A 16,297-nucleotide genomic window follows, 5' to 3' on the forward strand; every position below is an offset into this window, starting at 1 on the left:
TATTTACCCTATGTGACGCCAAGATGGCAAAGTGCCAAGATGGCAACAAGCATGGCAATCACAATTGCAATCAAGCAGGCCAGATCGTCTGCTCCAACAGCGAGATGGAACCATTATGCCGATTCTCAACCGCGCCGCCGAGATGCAGGATGAAGTTGCCGGCTGGCGACGCCATCTGCACCAGACGCCAGAACTGAATTTCGATGTCTTCAAGACCGCCGCCTTCGTCACCGAGAAGCTGAAGGAATTCGGCTGCGACGACGTGGTGACGGGCCTCGGCAAGACCGGCGTGGTCGGCATCATCCATGGCCGCAAGGGGCAAGGCGCGACCATCGGCTTGCGCGCCGACATGGACGCGCTGCCGATCAACGAGATCACCGGCAAGGCCTATGCCTCGACCGTTCCCGGCAAAATGCACGCCTGTGGCCATGACGGCCATACGGCGATGCTTTTGGGCGCCGCCAAATATCTGACCGAAACGCGCAATTTCGCCGGTTCGGTCGCGGTTATCTTCCAGCCGGCCGAAGAGGGCGGCGGCGGCGGCAACGAGATGGTCAAGGACGGCATGATGGAGCGTTTCGACATTTCGCGCGTCTTTGGCATGCACAACATGCCGGGCCTGCCGGTGGGCCAGTTCGCCATCCGGCCGGGTCCCATCATGGCGGCGACCGCCGAGTTCACCATCACGGTCAAGGGCCGCGGCGGCCATGCGGCGATGCCGCACGGCACGATCGACCCGATCGTCATCACCAGCCAGTTGGTCGGCGCCCTTCAGACGGTCGCTTCGCGCAGCACCGATCCGGTCGAGGCGGTGGTGGTTTCGGTGACGAAGTTCCACGCCGGCGACGCCTACAACGTCATTCCCGAGACCGCCGAGATTGCCGGCACGGTGCGCACACTGAAGAAAGAGATCGCCAAGAAGTCGGAAGAGCGCATCCGCACCATCTGCGAAGGAATAGCCACCGCCTTCGGCGCGACGATCACTGTCGACTATGACGCCAACTATCCCGTGACCTTCAATCATCCGGAAGAAACGGTCTTTGCCGGCGATGTCGCGGCACATGTCGCCGGCGACACCCAGGTCCACCGCGCCATCCAGCCGGTGATGGGCGGCGAAGACTTCTCCTACATGCTGGAAGCCCGACCTGGCGCCTTCATCTTCATCGGCAATGGCGAGACCGCCGGCCTCCATCATCCGGCCTACGACTTCAACGACGAAGTCATACCGCACGGCATGAGCTACTGGGTGAAACTGGCCGAAACGGCGCTGGCAGCCTGACCTGCCCCGACGAAAGGCCGGCCGATTAGCCTTCGGCCGGCCTCTTCATTGCCTTCGGCGAGCCTCTTGGCGAAACGATCGGAAGCGGCTATGTGTCGGGCCGCGTGGTCCCGTAGCTCAGTAGGATAGAGCGGCAGATTCCTAATCTGTAGGTCACAGGTTCGATTCCTGTCGGGATCACCAGCAAGATCAAAGGCTTGGTGACTGAGATAGCCTGTCGGCATGTTGCAGCACTGATGGACTGGTCTTCGGTGATTTTCACGGAGGCGACCAAGCAAGCAGCCTAACTTTAGTGCCATAGAAAAAGTCCATCCCTGAGGTCTCAGGAGCGAGCTTTAAGCATCTACAGCGGCGAAGAGAATCGACCTCTTGCAAGTACAATTCCAGATCGAGCGATGGTTCCCAGTTGATCCGTTACGGTCTGAGTTCGGCGCCGCCAACTCAACGAAAGCCGGTCGTACGCCTAGCTAGCAACCAGGGGCACCGTGACGGTCGTGGCGTAATTTATCGGATACTGGTCGAAATACGGGAAAGCGATGACGAAGGCATAGCTCGCGGTCAGATGCGCCATCTTGAAGCCGCCGCTGGCAGGGTCGATCGCGATCGTCACAATGACGTTCTGCAGACCCAGGTTCACCAATTTCTGCGTGGCGATGGCCTGGATGTCGCTCTGCGAAAGCGTGTTGTTCAGCTGCAGCGCCCGAGAAGAGGTCTCCAGCGTATAGCGGACGGTCGACACGGCATTCATGGCCCAGCCGAAGGCGAAGATTCCGAACAAAAGCATAACCAGGAAAGGCGCGATCAAGGCGAATTCCAGCCCTGTTCCGCCGGAGCAGTCACGGCGCCATCTGGACCCGATCCTTTCAGCGGACACGGATCACCTGCTGATGACTGATCGCGCGCGGGTCCGGGAAGACACCGAAGTTGAACGGGGGCACCCAGGTGCCCGTCGCCGTTATCTGGATGAAGACGGTCGGCAGCTTCTTTCCGCCGCAGATGGTGGTCTCATCCACGACCGTGGTGCCGCACAAATAGGAGCGGACCAGCACGACCGCGGCGTCATCGGGCTTGTTGTCCCAGCTCGAAAGCGCGACCGCCTGCGTTCCCGTGTCTTTGGCCGCGTCACTGCCCGCGCCGGCCATCACCAGATTGGCCGCGGTTTTGACGCCGGCCCGCATCTGCAGGTAACTCGTCACGTAGGACCAGCCGTCGGCGATGCCGAGGCAGACCAAGCACAGGATGGGCAGCAACATGGCAAATTCCACGGCGGCCAACCCGGCTTTGTCCCGGACAATGCGCAAGGCCCGCTTACCCATCCCGCTACTCGACGAGCTGAACGGACAGCGCCGCCGGGATGTTCTTCATCCCGAGGCTGGTGCAGTCCTGCTTGATGGTCGTACTGCCAGACCACTGGATGGTGTCGGCGACGACCTGGGTGCAGCCGCCGTTCCCCGAGAAGTTGCCAAGGTAGTTGACCTGCTGCCTGGGGAAATAGATGGCGCCGGTCAGAAGCGAGTTCGCCGTGCCGTTGAAGGTGCTCTGCGCTGCGGTCCCAGTCCTGTCGCCGTAGAACAGCACGCCGGAATAGGCTCCGGATGTCGGCGCGCTTAACGTCACCGTGGCGTTGCCATTCATGCTGACGGTGTTGCTGCCGGCCATGAAGATGGTTACCCCGCTGCCCGCGACGACCGCGTTGGCGTTGACCTTCATACTGCCCTGCACGACATAGACGCCGGGAGAAAGCGTGACGTTGCCGTTGAGGCTCATGCCGCTGCAATAGGTGCCAGGCTGGAGCGTTTGCGAGGTTTTGTTGCCGTTGACATTCTTGCACGGGTTGCCGCCGGTGGGCGTCGGCAGATCGGCGTACGGATCGGCCACCGGCAGAGCATGCGTGATCGGGGCCTTGCAAACCATCGTGGGTGTGCTGCTAAGCGAAACGCCGCCGACCGCTATCAGGCAGTCAGTCTGGAGGGTCGCCGAGCCTTGAAGCTTGATGGCATCGGCGGCGATCGAATTCGTATTGATGACGCAGCCGATCTGCTTGAGGCTGGTGTTGCCAGAAATGCTCACCGCCTGCGAGGCCGACGGATTGAGCGCCGTGTTGCAGGCATAGGCGCCATCGGTGATCAGTGCCACCGCCCTCGCCTGTTCCGGAACCGGCGTGCTGTTGAAAATCGCCGTGAAGTAGCGATCGAGGTTCTGCTTGACGATGACCTCCACCGCCTTCTTTGCGGTGTTCGGGCCAGACAATGGCGGCGTGTTGACCTGGATCGTGCCCGGCGTGGCGAAATTGTTCGAAGTTGCGGACTGCGTGGCGGCGGCGATGATGGTCGGGTTGTCGGAACCCGCGACTTTCTCGAGCGCACCGGCATAGGCCGCGGCATCGGCAACGGCCTGCAGCTTAAGGCTGCTGTAGTACCAGAAGGACGTCTCGATACCTAGGCCGGCGCCGCCGACCACGACCGGCAAGGTGAAGGCGAAGATGACGGCAACGTTACCGTTCGTGGCGCGCCTTAGGCGGCTCAAAGCAAACCAAATCCGGGTGAACGCGTTGGATGCCATATGTATTAGAAACCACGAATAGATAAACGAATGTCTAAAAACTCCATTCCGATTCGACGTAGTCGAACGGGCTAGCTAGGCGCAAGTTGCAGCGACCGCGCAACATCCTGTCGGAGGTTCCGCCCCAATCGACGAATGCGAAATATGCCGCTATCCCGAACTTTGTTGTCGACCAAGTGACATTTAAATGCCCCCTCTGCGAAGAAGCTATCGAGAAGACAGGGGACACCGCGCTGCCGGTAAGGGGAAAGATCGGCTCACGCCGCCTCAGGAACTTTGTGCAATCCGTCCGGGGCTGGCTCTGAGGGCCACGCACGCCCGAAACCAACTACTCCAGCCACAATCAGTCCGTGAGGCGCCCACGAAACAACGTGGTGCCGTCGGTCAGCTGCGACCTGGAGATATCCCGGAACCCAGCTTCGGCCATCCACCCGCGATACTGACCTTCCGTGTACGATTCGCCTGCGCGGTAAAGGTTCAGGAAGGTGAGATTGAGAAAGACACCCTCAGGCGGGCCGAGACGGTCGTCATCGACGACACCCCACCCCGCAATTGCGATCTCGCCTCCTTGGGTGAGGCAACGCGCCGCGTTCAGGATCGAACTGCGCGCCTGGTCCGGCGGCAGGACCTGGACGACAGCCTTCAGGATTGCCAAGTCATGCCGGCCGGTCGATGGCGCGACCGTTATGTCGCCTTCTTCGACAACCACATCGCCGGCACCGTATTCCGACAGGATCGCTGGTGCGACCGCCGCGACCGTCGGGAGTTCCATCAAAGTCGCCGCAACATGCGGCCATCGCTCGCGAAGACCGACCAGAATGGTCCCGGCGCCGCCGCCGATGTCGATCACCGAACTGACCGCCGAGAAGTCCAGTTCACGGGCGAGATTTCGGCCGAAAATCACCCCTCCCGGTGCGAGCATGCGGCTGAAGGCCGCTGCGGATTCTGGCCCCGCTTCGGAAAAGTCGTGCAGCGCGGCCGGCCGATTCTGCCGCAGCGACTCTGCGGTCAAAAGGTCGGCTCCCCAGAGTTCGCGCAGCAGCACATGATCGCCGCCGCGATAGGTCGGCTTGGACGCGTCGAGGAACTCCGACGCTTCGGCTCCGTTGCGAAACTGACCATCCTCGACGTCGAGGAGACCGATGCTGGCGAGCGCGTAGAGGAACCGCGACAGACGAGCGGGCTCGACTTTGAGCGCTGCCCCAAGGCTGTCGGCAGTCGCAGCATCGCCGCCGAGCCAGGTGAAGATGCCAAGGTCCAGCCCGGCACGAAGCGCCAAGGCGGGGGGCACCCCTGCGATCAGCTTGTCGATCCGATCGGAATCCACCATGTCATATCCCGTTGTGCGATCCAGGATCGACTTTGAACAGCTCGGCCAACCTCGTCAAATCAGTTCGCCAGCGCGCCGCTCTCCGCGTCGAGCAGGTTCAGCTTGGCGGTATCGGGTTCGACGTAAAGCGTATCTCCGGGGCCAGCGCTGATCCTACCAGCGCCCGCGACCGTTGTGCGCCGGCCCGGCATACCTCAAAAATCCGGCTGTGATAATGGCTGGTCGCGCCTTCGGACGCTACGCAGGCAAGGCCAGCAGCGCCAGTCCGGCCAGCGCCGAGCCGGCCAATGTCGGCAGCATGCCGATCCTCAGTTTCAGCATGGCGACCATGGCGGCCGCCGCCAGCAGCGCGGCGCGCCAATCCAGCGACGACAGCACCGGTAGCTCCATCCCAAGACCAAAACGGTGCACCGCGCCGAAGACGACATGCAGTGCGAACCACAGCGCAAGGTTCATCACCACGCCGACCACAGCCGCCGTGATCGCACTCAGCGCCGCCGACAGCGCCTTGTTGCCGCGCAGCGCCTCGATGTAGGGGGCACCCAGAAAGATCCAGAAGAAGCACGGCACGAACGTCACCCAGAGCGTCAGCAATGCGCCGAGCGATCCGGCCACAAGCGGTCCCATCGCACCGGCGTGACGATAGGCGGCGACGAAGCCGACGAACTGCAGCACCAGGATCAATGGTCCCGGCGTCGTCTCGGCCAGACCAAGCCCATCGACCATTTCACCCGGCGCCAGCCAGCCGAACGAGGTCACCGCTGCCTGCGCGACATAGGAGAGCGCAGCGTAGGCGCCGCCGAATGTGACCACCGCCATCAGGCTGAAGAAGCCGCCAAGCTGTGCCCAAACACTGGCAGGGCCGGTCAGCGCCAGGATCAGTACGACCGGCCCGAGCCAGATCGGCAGCCAGATCGCGATGGTGCGCGGCGCGTGCCATTTCGTCGGCTTGGTGTGAGCGAGGTCGCCGCGTTCGAACATGACGTCGACGGCGCCCCTGACATCGGGCAAATTGTCCTTGCCGCGTGCGGCTCCGGAAAAACGCGCCGGTGCCAAGCGGTTGCCGATCCAGCCGGTCAGCCCTGCAACCAGGATGATCAGCGGAAACGGCAGCCTGATGACATAGATGGCAAGGAACGCGGCCACCGCGATCGCCATCATCACCCGGTTCTTGAGCGCCCGTTTGCCGATGCGGAGGACCGCCTCGACGACGACGGCCAGCACCGCCGCCTTGATGCCGAAAAACAGCGCCTCGATGACGGGCGCATCATTGTAAAGCACGTAGAAGATGCTGAGGCCCAGCATGACAAACGCACCGGGCAGCACGAACAGGATGCCGGCAACGAGGCCGCCGGCGGTCCGGTGCAGCAGCCAGCCGATATAGATGGCGAGCTGCTGTGCCTCGGGGCCTGGCAGAAGCATGCAGTAGTTGAGCGCATGCAGGAACCGCTGCTCGCCGATCCAGCGGCGATCCTCGACCAATTCCTTGTGCATCAGCGCGATCTGTCCGGCCGGCCCGCCGAAGGAGAGCAGGCCGATCCTTGCCCACAGTTTCGCGGCTTGGCGGAAGGTCGGGACGATCGGAGCCTCGGTAGCCTGTGCATCGTCGTCCGCGGCGAGGGCGCTCATGGCGCTTTGCCCGCGCTGGGCCAATTGTGGGTTTCGTCAGTGGCATCGCGGCACCATCTGAAGAACGCATCGTAGAGCAGCATGCCGGCATCAAGCTGTTCGAGATCGTCGCGGAACATGCGCGACAGCCCGAGCGATGCAGCGAGGAACCCGGCCGCCTGCGGTACGAGATCGAGGCGCGCCGTATCGGCTGCACGCACGATCAGCGCAAGGCGATCGAGCGCTTCGGACCGCAACCCGAACTCTTCGATCATCGTGTCGAAGGTGCAGCGCTCGCCGCGATGGCTCCAGAACACGTCGTCGATGTCGAAGGCAACCGCCCCAAACCGATCGGCGGCCGCCAGCACTTCAGACGGCTCGACAAACAGGAACACCGCCGAGGGATCGACGAAGCGGCGGATCAGCCAAGGACAGGCGATGCGGTCGACCTTGGGGCGGGCACGCGTCACCCAGACCGTGCGGCCCTTGTCGTCGCGGGGCGGTATCTTGTCGGCCTTGACCAGAAGTCCCTTGGCCGCCTGCCACGCCTCGAAGCCGCCTTCAAGGGATTCGGCAGCAATGCCCTCATGGCGCAGCCACGCGGCAACGCCTTGCGAGAGCTTCAGCCCCTTCTGGCAGATGACGACAGCATGAGCCCCCGTGAACTCGGCCGCCCAGCTCGAAACAGACTTGAAGTCGCGCCGGCACGAGGCCGGAAGCAGCCGCGGATCGACGTCGTAGTCTTCGTCGATGCGGACATCGACAAGAACAGGCGCGTCGGACAGACCGACAAGGCGGGAAAGCTGCGCTACGGTGATTGCGGTTGTTGACGGCATGGCGTCCACCTCCAGAGTGAGAGTTTGGACGCGATCATTGGGCTGACGCCTCACGGGGTCGTCGCGAAGGAACCCCTTGCCACAATGCTGGATTGATCTTTCGTCTTTGTCAAGGAAAGAGCGGCGCCGGGGGAGCGCGCCTACTGCGCCGTCCAGCCGCCATCCATCGGCAAAGTCGTGCCGGTAATCTGCCTGGCCGAGTCCGAGCACAGAAACAGCGTCAGCGCGGCGAGCTCCTCGACGGTGACGAATTGCTTCGTCGGCTGTGCCGCCAGGAGCACGTCGCGCTTGACCTGTTCCTCGGTCATGCCGCGCGCCTTCATCGTGTCGGGGATCTGCTTTTCGACCAGTGACGTCCAGACATAGCCGGGCGCGATGGCGTTGACGGTGATGCCGTCCTGCGCGACTTCCAGCGCTACCGTCTTGGTCAGACCCGCTATGCCGTGCTTGGCCGAGACGTAAGCCGACTTGAACGGCGAGGCGACCAGTGCATGCGCCGACGCGGTGTTGATGATGCGGCCCCATTTGCGCGCCTTCATGCCGGGCACCACGGCCTTGATCGCGTAAAAGGCGGCAAGCAGATTGATGCGGATGATGGCTTCCCACTTGTCGTCGGGAAACTCCTCGATTGGCGCGACATGCTGTATCCCGGCATTGTTGACCAGAATGTCGAGGCTGCCCAAGGCCTGCTCGGCTTCGCGCACCATGGCGGTCACCGCTGCGCCGTCCATCATGTTGGCGCCGGAGTAGCGGCACTGGACGCCAAAATCCTTCTCGATGCCGGCGCGCTCCTGTTCGATCGCCGCGGCTTCGCCAAGGCCGTTGATCGTGACGTTGGCGCCCTCGGCGGCAAGGGCGCGGGCAATGGCCAGGCCAATGCCGCTGGTCGATCCGGTGACGAGCGCATTCTTCGAAGAAAGGGAACCCATGGAGATCTCGCGACTGTTAGGAGGACTACAAAGGCACATAGTTTGTGCGCCGCAACATGACAATGCCATAACCATATGTCGGCGCCATCACAGCCCTAAAACGCGCTTTGCCGGCCTCGCCGAGCGCCGTCTCAAGGCTGACACGGCAGTGTTATGGTGCGGCGCAACATAGTCGACCGCGCATTCGCGCAGTCATTCCTGAACCATCGATCCAACGAATCAGGGGGCTGTAGCTTGAAATCGCCGATGTCGTGATGCGTGCCTATGCCATGCCGCTCACCAACCGTCCTTTCCGCCCGGCCCGTATCGCTTCTTCGATCCGACGCCCTGAGCTATCCTGCAATCTCCAGCAGGGCCGATACCAGCAAGTGGCGTTCGTCGGCGGACAGCACGTCGGAATCGAAGAGGTTCATGCTGCGCAGCCCTTCGATGGCCAGAAAGCAGACCAGCAGCGTCTTGAGGTCCGGCGTCTCGCTCTTCAGCCGCTGCAGCAGCTGCGACTTGAAGGCTTTTATCGGCGTCAGGAAATCCGGATCCTCGGCGATCGCCGAGAATATCCACGAAGCCGTCGGCTTCGGCTCCTCGCAATCATCCGCCGAGAGCCGGATATAGGTGGCGAGCAGGCTCTCGCCGCTGGCGCCGGCGACACGGCCCGATTCCAGCGCCAGCTCGAACGCGCGCAGGTAATTCTCCACCAGGCCCTGCATCAGTTTGGCCTTGGTCGGAAAGTTATATAACAGGCCGCCTTTCGACACGCCGGCGCGGCTGGCGACGGCGTCAAGCGACAGGCTGCCGGGACCGGCCTCGCGTGCGACATCGGCGGCGGCGGCGAGTATCTTGTCGCGCGAATTTGCCCTTTGGGTCTTCATCGATCCCTTCCCCGCACCAGCCTAGGCGGAATTGACAAGACCGTCCAGACGGTACAGTAAGTCCGCCGTCATTTGTAATCGGGACCTGGCGTCGATAAGTGTCCCGCTATTCGGCTATTTTGCCGGACATCGGCCGAGGGGACAGTTCGTGAAGCGCTTCATCTCTATCACCGCAATTCTGCTTCTGCTCGCTCTGGTGTGCGTCGGCGTTGTCGGCTTCAACCTGTTCCGCGACAACGCTATCAAACAGTATTTCGCCACCATGAAGCCGCCGGCGACGACCGTATCGACGGTTGTCGTCAAGCCTTCCGACTGGACGCCGGGGGTCGAGGCGATCGGCACGGTACGCGCCGTGCGCGGTGTCGACCTTACCGTCGAGACCAGCGGCATCGTCAAGGACATCCTTTTCCATGCCAACCAGAAGGTGCCGGTCGATTCGGTCCTGCTGCAGCTCGACGATGCCGTCGAACGCGCGGATCTGGTCGCGGCCAAGGCGCAGTCCGTGTCCGACAAGACGGCGCTCGAACGCGCGCTGGAGCTGCAGCGGCGCGGCGTCGGAACGGATGCCACGCTCGACACCGCTCAAGCCGCTGCATCGGCCTCCGCCGCGCAGGTCAACAAGCTGCAGGCCGTGCTTGATCAGAAGCAGCTGACGGCGCCGTTCGCCGGCACCGTGGGCATCCCCAAGATCGACCTCGGCCAATATCTCTCGCCCGGCAACGCAGTGGTGACCTTGCAGGATCTGGACACCATGCGGGTCGATTTCTCGGTACCCGAACAGCAGCTGCCGCTGCTCAAGATAGGCCAGGCGGTGCGGCTCGGCCTCGGCGGCACCGGCGGCGGCGCCGACATGCCGTTTGCCGGCTCCATTCGCGGCATCGATCCCAAGATCGACGCTTCAAGCCGCCTGGTGTCCGTCCGCGGCGAGGTCGCCAACCCTGACGGCAAGCTGACGCCCGGCCAGTTCGTCCAGGTTCGCGTCGAGCTGCCGCAGGAGAAAAACATTCTGTCCTTGCCGCAGACGGCATTGACGTCGAGCCTCTATGGCGACTTCGTCTTCGTCGTCGTTCCGGCGAAGCCGGCGGAAGGCGCCCCAGCCGCGAAACCCGAGGAAAAGCCTGCTGCAGGGGCCGACGCGGCAAAGCCGGCGGCAGATGCAAAGCCGGCAGACGCGAAACCGGCTGCCGAAGACGCCGCGGCGAAGCCCGCGGACAAGCCGGCTGTCGACCCGGCGAAGCCCGCGGCAGAACCGGAAAAGCCGGCGCTCGTGCTGTCGCAGGTGTTCGTGAAGCCCGGCCGCCGCAACGACGGCATGGTCGAGATCGTCGAGGGCATCAAGGCTGGAGACGAGGTCGTCACCGCCGGCCAAAACCGTCTCTTCAACGGCATGTCCGTCGCTGTCGACAACACCATTGACCCCAGCAAGTCGGCGAACCAGCAGGCTCAGCAATGAACTTTTCCGACATCTTCATTCGCCGGCCGGTCCTCTCCACCGTCCTCGCCTGTATGATCCTGCTCCTGGGTTTCCAGGGCATCTTCAACCTGTCGATCCGGCAGTATCCCAAGGTTGACGAGACGGCGATCACCATCACCACCGCCTATCCCGGCGCCAGCGCCGACCTGATCCAGGGCTTTATCTCCGCCCCGATCGCGCGGGCCGTCGCCTCGACCGAGAACATCGACTACGTCACCTCGTCCAGCCGGCCGTCTTCGAGCACTGTGGTCGTCCAGATGAAGCTCGGCTCCAATCCGGATGTCGCGCTCACCGAGGTCCTGTCGAAGGTGCAGGGCGTACGCGGCACCTTGCCGGATGCATCCAAGGACCCGGTCATCGTCAAGGGCACCGGCCAAGAGTTCGCGATGATGTACATCTCGATGCAGAATCCGAACATGAGCAAGGAGCAGCTCACCGAATATATCGAGCGCGTCGTGCGGCCCCGCATGTCGACGGTCGAAGGTGTCGCCGACGTGCAGATCTTCGGCGCCGAGGAATATTCGATGCGGGTCTGGATCGACCCGGTCAAGCTTGCTGCGCGTGGCGTCACCGCCGCCGAAGTGCTGGCGGCGATCAACAACTCCAACTTCCTGTCGGCGCCCGGCAACACCGAGAACGAATATGTCGTCTCCTCGATCACGGTTCGCTCGACGCTGCAGACGCCTGAGGCCTTTGCCGAGCTTCCGCTGCGCTCGACGGACGGCCAGGTGGTGCGCTTGCGCGACGTGGCGCGAGTCGAGCTTGCCGCCGAGAGCACCGACACGAGGGTGAGCTTCAATGGCAAGCCCGGCACCTTCCTCGCCATCTTCCCGACGCCGGCCGCCAACCCGCTGACAACGGCGGAGGCGATCCACAAGATCGTGCCTTTGATTCAAGAGACGCTGCCGAAAGGCATGACCATCGAAATCGTCTACGATTCCACCGAACAGATCAGCGCCTCGATCGATGAAGTGTTCAAGACCATCGCCGAAGCCGTCGCCATCGTCGTCGTGGTCATCCTGTTGTTCCTCGGCTCATTCCGCTCGGTGATGATGCCGATCGTGACCATCCCGCTGTCGCTGGTCGGCGTCTGCTTCCTTTTGTTTGCGGTCGGCTATTCGATCAACCTTCTGTCGCTGCTGGCCATGGTGCTGGCCATCGGCCTTGTCGTCGACGACGCTATCGTGGTGGTGGAGAACATCCATCGCCACATGGAGGAGGACCACATGTCGCCGATGCAGGCGGCCTTCAACGGCATGCGCGAGATTTTCTCCGCCATCGTGGCCATGACCATCACGCTCGCCGCCGTGTTCGCGCCGCTGGCCTTCACCGGCGGCCTGACCGGTGCGCTGTTCCGCGAGTTCGCGGTGACGCTCGCCGGTTCGGTGGTGCTGTCCGGCCTCATAGCCGTCACCATCACGCCGATGATGGCGGCGCGTCTGCTCAAGGCGGGATCGCACAGTCGCTTCCAGCGCGTCGTCGACGGAACCTTCAGCCGTGTCGAGCATGTCTATGAGCGGGCGGTAACCGCCTCCTTGAGAAATCGACCGGTGACGCTGCTGATGGTCGTGGCGCTGGTTGCGCTCACCGGCTTCATGTTCACCAAGACCTCGAGCGAACTGGCGCCGGAAGAGGACCAGGGCTTCCTGTTGTCGATCGTGACGGCACCGCGCTACGCGACCTCGGACTACACCGAGACCTACGTCAACCAGATCCTCGGCTTGGTGAAGGACATTCCCGAAACCAGGGCGCAATTCTCCGCCGTTGCCTTTGGCGGCGCCACCAACGGCGCCTTTGTCGGCTTCGCCTTCAAGGATTGGGCCGAGCGCCAGCGCAACTCAAAGGAGCTTCAAGCCGATATCCAGGGACGCCTCGGCAAGGTGGCCGGCGTCGAGGCCTTCGTCTTCGCGCCGCCGACGCTGCCGGGCTCCGGCGGCGGCCTGCCGATCTCCATGGTGGTGCGCTCGACCGGTGGTTCCGCCGAGGTCTACGAGGCGGCCGAGCAGATTAAGAACAAGGCGCAGGCCTCCGGCCGCTTCATCGTCGTGCAAAACTCGATGTCCTTTGACGCTCCGCAGGTGACGGTGACCATCGACCGCGACCGCGCGGCGGCTCTCAACCTGCCGATCGCCGACATCGGCCAGACGCTGACGCTGCTGGTCGGCGGCGCCGAAGTGGCTCAGTTCGACCGCGACTCCAACAGCTACGACATCATCCCGCAGGTGCCGAAGGAATTCCGCGACAATCCCGAGAAGCTCGGCGAATATTTCGTGCGTAGCGTGACCGGCGAAATGGTGCCGCTTTCAGCGGTAGTGAAGATTTCGACCAACGCCGCGCCGGCCGCGATCGAGCAGTTCAACCAGCTGAACTCGGCGACGATATCAGCGCTGCCGCTTCCCGGCGTCACCACGGGCGACGGGCTGCAGACCCTGGAGAACCTTGCCAAGGAGAGCCTGCCCGATACCTTCTTCATCGATTATTCCGGCCAGTCCCGGCAGGAGAAGGAGCAGGGCAACACGATCCTTATCGCGTTCGCAGCCGCCGTAATCGTCATCTATCTGGTGCTGGCGGCGCAGTTCGAAAGCTTCCGCGACCCGCTGATCATCATGATGGCGGTGCCACTGTCGATCTTTGGCGCCATCGTGCCGCTCAATCTGGGGCTTGGAACGCTCAATATCTACACGCAGGTCGGCCTGATCACACTGATAGGTCTGATCACCAAGCATGGCATTCTTCTGGTCGAGTTCGCCAACCAGCAGCGCGAGCTGCATGGCATGAGGCGGCGCGATGCGATCGTCGCCTCGGCCAAGGTGCGCTTGCGGCCGATCCTGATGACGACAGCGGCGATGGCGCTCGGCGTCGTGCCGCTGATCGTGTCCAGTGGTGCTGGTGCGGCGGCGCGCTATTCGATGGGCCTCGTGATCTTCACCGGCATCCTGGTCGGAACCATGTTCACCCTGTTCGTGGTGCCGATGTTCTACACCTTCATCGCCAGCAAGGACCTGCCGCACCACGCCGAAAAGCCAGACCCGAAGCTGATGCCGGTGCACGCGGACTGAGCTGCGAACGGCGTTAGCGAACAAACGAAAAGAGGCCGGAAATTTCCGGCCTCTTTTTTGACTGGATTGATTTACCGCGAAGCTCTGATGGAGCTTCAGGCGGGAACTTGCGGTGCGGCATGACCTGGCCGGCTGCGCTGCACCATCGCTCCAAACGCAGTCTGCTACTTGACGATGACGATGCTGGTGTTGGTCGGGCCGAAGGTTTCGACCAACTGGTAGAAGTCGGCGGCATTGTCGGGATGCAGCCGCACGCAGCCATGCGACGCCGGCCGTCCCAGCCGCTTGATGGCGTTGGTCGCATGCACGGCGTAGCCGCCGCTGAAGAAGACCGAATGCGGCATCGGCGCGTTGTCGTATTTCTTCGAATGCCACATCTCGTGCATGCGGGTCGGCTTGAACGAGCCGGTCGGCGTGACATGCGCACTGTCGCCGGTCGAGACCTTCCAGGCGAAAGTCGGCCGGCCATCGACCAGCACTTCCATGGTCTGCTGCGACAGCGAAACACGCGCCACGATCTGGTTTGCCGCGGCATGGGCGGTGCTGTTGGCGGTGCCAAGCAGAAGCGCGGCGCCGCCGGCTGCGGCGGTGACGTTGATGAGTTTGGCGGAAATGGCTTTGTACATGATGGCTCCTCTTTGCCGGTCCTGCCGGCGTCAATTCGGTGGCCGCCTTATCCCCGCGCCATGTTTCAGACTGACTTCGCTGAGGCTCGTTTGTGTTTCGAATCTGTTTCCTCTGGTTAACAAGCAAGGTGGACAAGGGAAGCGTGCTCCGCCTTCGCTGCGCACTCCCGATCACGCACCGCGCCCCAAACGAAAGTGCTGATGTCCTTATATGAAAGAAGATTGGCTTCGCTCGAAACCGACTTGCAACAAAGCGCGGCCTGGGCGGCATGATCTGGTTACAGGCTCGCGGCACAGTCATCCCAACGAGAACAGCCGGCGCCAACGAAAATGAGCATCAAATCGACCACCCTGTCCTGGCTCTTCAGGATAAGCATCGCCGCATTTGTCGTCGGCGGCATCGGCACAGTAGCCGGCACCCCGATGACGAAACTGGCGGTGATGAATTCGGGTGAGATTTCGACGCTGCATGCCGCGCTGTTCATAGCCTTGGTCTGGATTGTCTCCAGTCTGCGCATCAACCGTCTCAGGGCCCTCTGGCGGGTCGGCCTCGGGTTGAAGTGGATGCGCGGCCCCTCCGGCAACTTGCTGCCGAGAGGACCGAAGGCCCGCGTCGCAACGGGGGGCTCCGTGGGCGACGCGGGCACTTCGGGTTTATCCTGAAGCACCCGCGGTTCTGATTTTTGGGGACAACCGATGAAGACGAAATCTGCAGCCTCCGTGCTTTCGGTACTGCTCTATGCACAAGGCCTGCTCGGCTTTGCCGGTCTCGCCACGGTTCTCCTGAAGGACCGCGCCCATGCCGCCAGCGAAATCGTAGTTGCCAGCGAATTGCCGTCGGGACCATCGCTTCTGGTGGTGCGCTGACGCCTATGCATGGCGCCCGAGATTGCGCAGCTTTTTTGGGCGAGCCGAGAAACAATCCAGCCTCCCGACCCTCAGTCGGCGCGCTGCGTCGGCGGGTCGAACCGGTAGCCGGTGCCACGTATGGTGGTGATGGTTTCGGTGTCGAGCTTCCGGCGCAGCCGCACGATGCGCGAATCGATCGAGCGGTCGAAGGCATCGGCATTTTCGGCGGGCGCCGCCGCAATGATGTCGTCGCGCGTCAGCACCTTGCGCGGACTGGCCAGAAACAGCCTGAGCAGCGCCACCTGGCCCGGCGACAGCTGTTCTTCCGTACCCGAACGGTGCATGACGATGGCCGACCGCAAATCGACGGTGGCATTTTCCAGCACGATCAGTTCCTGGGCGGACCTGCCGCGCCGCGTCAGCAGGCCGCCGATGCGCGCGGCAAGCTCCCTGACATTGAGCGGACTTTCGACGACATCTGCGGCGCCAAGCTCGAGCGCCAGCACCTTGTCGACCAGATCGGCCGGCCGGCAGATCAGGATGAAATCCGGCGCCGCCTTCCCGTCCGCGCTCTGGCCGCCGCCATAACGCCTGAGCAGGTCCCGCCCCTCCGCCTGGCTGAGGCTGTCGCCGACGATGACGATATCGATGCCTCCGGCCGAAAGCAGGGATTCAGCTTCCCAGGGCTGCCGCGCCTCGCGCACGTCATGGCCGCGCCGGTCGAGATGATCGGCAAGATCGCCGGCCACCACATCGGCGACGCAAACCAGCGCGATGACGGATCGTGCAGCCATGTTTTTCTTCCCGTTCCCCCGCAACCGGATATGAGTGCTGGACATCATGTTTATACCCAATCTACTTTCCGCTGAAAGCGGG

Annotated in this window: 15 protein-coding genes and 1 tRNA gene; 6 read left to right on the plus strand and 10 right to left on the minus strand. The window is 62.9% G+C overall.

Translation table 11 applies throughout. The features are described from left to right. Positions 1-115 precede the first annotated feature (115 nt). Together NKJ58_RS19990 and NKJ58_RS19995 are read left to right on the plus strand one after the other, a co-directional pair. Positions 116-1,279 (plus strand): M20 aminoacylase family protein, encoded by a 1,164-nt coding sequence (locus NKJ58_RS19990; RefSeq protein ID WP_023745796.1) that lies wholly within the window; start codon positions 116-118, stop codon positions 1,277-1,279. Between the two features lie 106 nt (positions 1,280-1,385). Then, positions 1,386-1,462, plus strand: a tRNA-Arg gene (locus NKJ58_RS19995). A gap of 280 nt (positions 1,463-1,742) precedes the next feature. Here NKJ58_RS19995 and NKJ58_RS20000 read toward each other — a convergent pair. The 8 genes from NKJ58_RS20000 to NKJ58_RS20035 form a co-directional block, all read right to left on the minus strand. Next, a complete protein-coding gene (locus NKJ58_RS20000; protein ID WP_245275403.1) occupies positions 1,743-2,084 on the minus strand; it encodes a TadE/TadG family type IV pilus assembly protein in 342 nt (113 codons plus the stop codon). 58 nt (positions 2,085-2,142) lie between these two features. Beyond that, positions 2,143-2,595 carry a TadE/TadG family type IV pilus assembly protein gene (locus NKJ58_RS20005; RefSeq protein ID WP_031209425.1) on the minus strand — a complete coding sequence of 151 codons (453 nt, stop codon included), beginning with the start codon at positions 2,593-2,595 and terminating at the stop codon, positions 2,143-2,145. 4 nt (positions 2,596-2,599) lie between these two features. Further along, positions 2,600-3,805 carry a pilus assembly protein TadG-related protein gene (locus NKJ58_RS20010; RefSeq protein ID WP_352853675.1) on the minus strand — a complete coding sequence of 402 codons (1,206 nt, stop codon included), beginning with the start codon at positions 3,803-3,805 and terminating at the stop codon, positions 2,600-2,602. Between the two features lie 379 nt (positions 3,806-4,184). Beyond that, positions 4,185-5,120 carry a methyltransferase gene (locus NKJ58_RS20015; protein WP_502902318.1) on the minus strand — a complete coding sequence of 312 codons (936 nt, stop codon included), beginning with the start codon at positions 5,118-5,120 and terminating at the stop codon, positions 4,185-4,187. Positions 5,121-5,408: 288 nt separating this feature from the next. After that, on the minus strand, positions 5,409-6,800 hold the full coding sequence (chrA, locus tag NKJ58_RS20020; protein ID WP_023683940.1) for a chromate efflux transporter: 1,392 nt from the start codon (positions 6,798-6,800) through the stop codon (positions 5,409-5,411). Next, positions 6,797-7,615, minus strand: coding sequence for a chromate resistance protein ChrB domain-containing protein (locus NKJ58_RS20025; RefSeq protein WP_023683941.1), 819 nt, complete (start codon positions 7,613-7,615; stop codon positions 6,797-6,799). The genes chrA and NKJ58_RS20025 overlap by 4 nt, the downstream gene beginning before the upstream one ends. 140 nt (positions 7,616-7,755) lie before the next feature. Beyond that, positions 7,756-8,544, minus strand: coding sequence for a 3-hydroxybutyrate dehydrogenase (locus tag NKJ58_RS20030; RefSeq protein WP_023683942.1), 789 nt, complete (start codon positions 8,542-8,544; stop codon positions 7,756-7,758). A gap of 332 nt (positions 8,545-8,876) precedes the next feature. Next, on the minus strand, positions 8,877-9,413 hold the full coding sequence (locus tag NKJ58_RS20035; RefSeq protein WP_023683943.1) for a TetR/AcrR family transcriptional regulator: 537 nt from the start codon (positions 9,411-9,413) through the stop codon (positions 8,877-8,879). A 148-nt stretch (positions 9,414-9,561) separates the two neighbouring features. On the opposite strand from NKJ58_RS20035, the gene NKJ58_RS20040 reads away from it, so the two are divergent. Both NKJ58_RS20040 and NKJ58_RS20045 read left to right on the plus strand, forming a co-directional pair. Continuing rightward, the gene (locus tag NKJ58_RS20040) at positions 9,562-10,866 is read left to right on the plus strand and encodes an efflux RND transporter periplasmic adaptor subunit (protein WP_023683944.1); all 1,305 of its coding nucleotides are present in this window, start codon (positions 9,562-9,564) and stop codon (positions 10,864-10,866) included. Continuing rightward, the gene (locus tag NKJ58_RS20045) at positions 10,863-13,946 is read left to right on the plus strand and encodes an efflux RND transporter permease subunit (RefSeq protein ID WP_023696405.1); all 3,084 of its coding nucleotides are present in this window, start codon (positions 10,863-10,865) and stop codon (positions 13,944-13,946) included. The genes NKJ58_RS20040 and NKJ58_RS20045 overlap by 4 nt, the downstream gene beginning before the upstream one ends. A gap of 164 nt (positions 13,947-14,110) precedes the next feature. On the opposite strand, the gene NKJ58_RS20050 is transcribed toward NKJ58_RS20045, so the two are convergent. Then, the gene (locus NKJ58_RS20050; protein WP_023683946.1) at positions 14,111-14,572 is read right to left on the minus strand and encodes a L,D-transpeptidase; all 462 of its coding nucleotides are present in this window, start codon (positions 14,570-14,572) and stop codon (positions 14,111-14,113) included. Between the two features lie 330 nt (positions 14,573-14,902). Here NKJ58_RS20050 and NKJ58_RS20055 point away from each other — a divergent pair, with 330 nt between their 5' ends. Both NKJ58_RS20055 and NKJ58_RS20060 read left to right on the plus strand, forming a co-directional pair. Next, entirely contained in the window at positions 14,903-15,235 is a 333-nt protein-coding gene (locus tag NKJ58_RS20055) for a hypothetical protein (RefSeq protein ID WP_023670061.1), read from the plus strand. Positions 15,236-15,268: 33 nt separating this feature from the next. Further along, the gene (locus NKJ58_RS20060; protein ID WP_023670062.1) at positions 15,269-15,439 is read left to right on the plus strand and encodes a hypothetical protein; all 171 of its coding nucleotides are present in this window, start codon (positions 15,269-15,271) and stop codon (positions 15,437-15,439) included. 71 nt (positions 15,440-15,510) lie between these two features. Here the strand turns inward: NKJ58_RS20060 and NKJ58_RS20065 are convergent, their stop codons facing one another. Then, the gene (locus NKJ58_RS20065; protein ID WP_352520069.1) at positions 15,511-16,215 is read right to left on the minus strand and encodes a response regulator transcription factor; all 705 of its coding nucleotides are present in this window, start codon (positions 16,213-16,215) and stop codon (positions 15,511-15,513) included. Positions 16,216-16,297: the final 82 nt, after the last annotated feature.

It is taken from the genome of Mesorhizobium sp. M0139, from assembly GCF_040322455.1.
In the GTDB taxonomy this organism is placed as follows: Bacteria; Pseudomonadota; Alphaproteobacteria; order Rhizobiales; family Rhizobiaceae; genus Mesorhizobium.

Excerpts from the sequence above, each read along its gene's own strand:
- NKJ58_RS19990 (WP_023745796.1), top strand. The coding sequence starts at position 116 with ATGCCGATTCTCAACCGCGCCGCCGAGATGCAGGATGAAGTTGCCGGC.
- NKJ58_RS20005 (WP_031209425.1), bottom strand. The coding sequence starts at position 2,595 with ATGGGTAAGCGGGCCTTGCGCATTGTCCGGGACAAAGCCGGGTTGGCC.
- chrA (WP_023683940.1), bottom strand. The coding sequence starts at position 6,800 with ATGAGCGCCCTCGCCGCGGACGACGATGCACAGGCTACCGAGGCTCCG.
- NKJ58_RS20025 (WP_023683941.1), bottom strand. The coding sequence starts at position 7,615 with ATGCCGTCAACAACCGCAATCACCGTAGCGCAGCTTTCCCGCCTTGTC.
- NKJ58_RS20030 (WP_023683942.1), bottom strand. The coding sequence starts at position 8,544 with ATGGGTTCCCTTTCTTCGAAGAATGCGCTCGTCACCGGATCGACCAGC.
- NKJ58_RS20035 (WP_023683943.1), bottom strand. The coding sequence starts at position 9,413 with ATGAAGACCCAAAGGGCAAATTCGCGCGACAAGATACTCGCCGCCGCC.
- NKJ58_RS20045 (WP_023696405.1), top strand. The coding sequence starts at position 10,863 with ATGAACTTTTCCGACATCTTCATTCGCCGGCCGGTCCTCTCCACCGTC.
- NKJ58_RS20050 (WP_023683946.1), bottom strand. The coding sequence starts at position 14,572 with ATGTACAAAGCCATTTCCGCCAAACTCATCAACGTCACCGCCGCAGCC.
- NKJ58_RS20055 (WP_023670061.1), top strand. The coding sequence starts at position 14,903 with ATGAGCATCAAATCGACCACCCTGTCCTGGCTCTTCAGGATAAGCATC.
- NKJ58_RS20060 (WP_023670062.1), top strand. The coding sequence starts at position 15,269 with ATGAAGACGAAATCTGCAGCCTCCGTGCTTTCGGTACTGCTCTATGCA.
- NKJ58_RS20065 (WP_352520069.1), bottom strand. The coding sequence starts at position 16,215 with ATGGCTGCACGATCCGTCATCGCGCTGGTTTGCGTCGCCGATGTGGTG.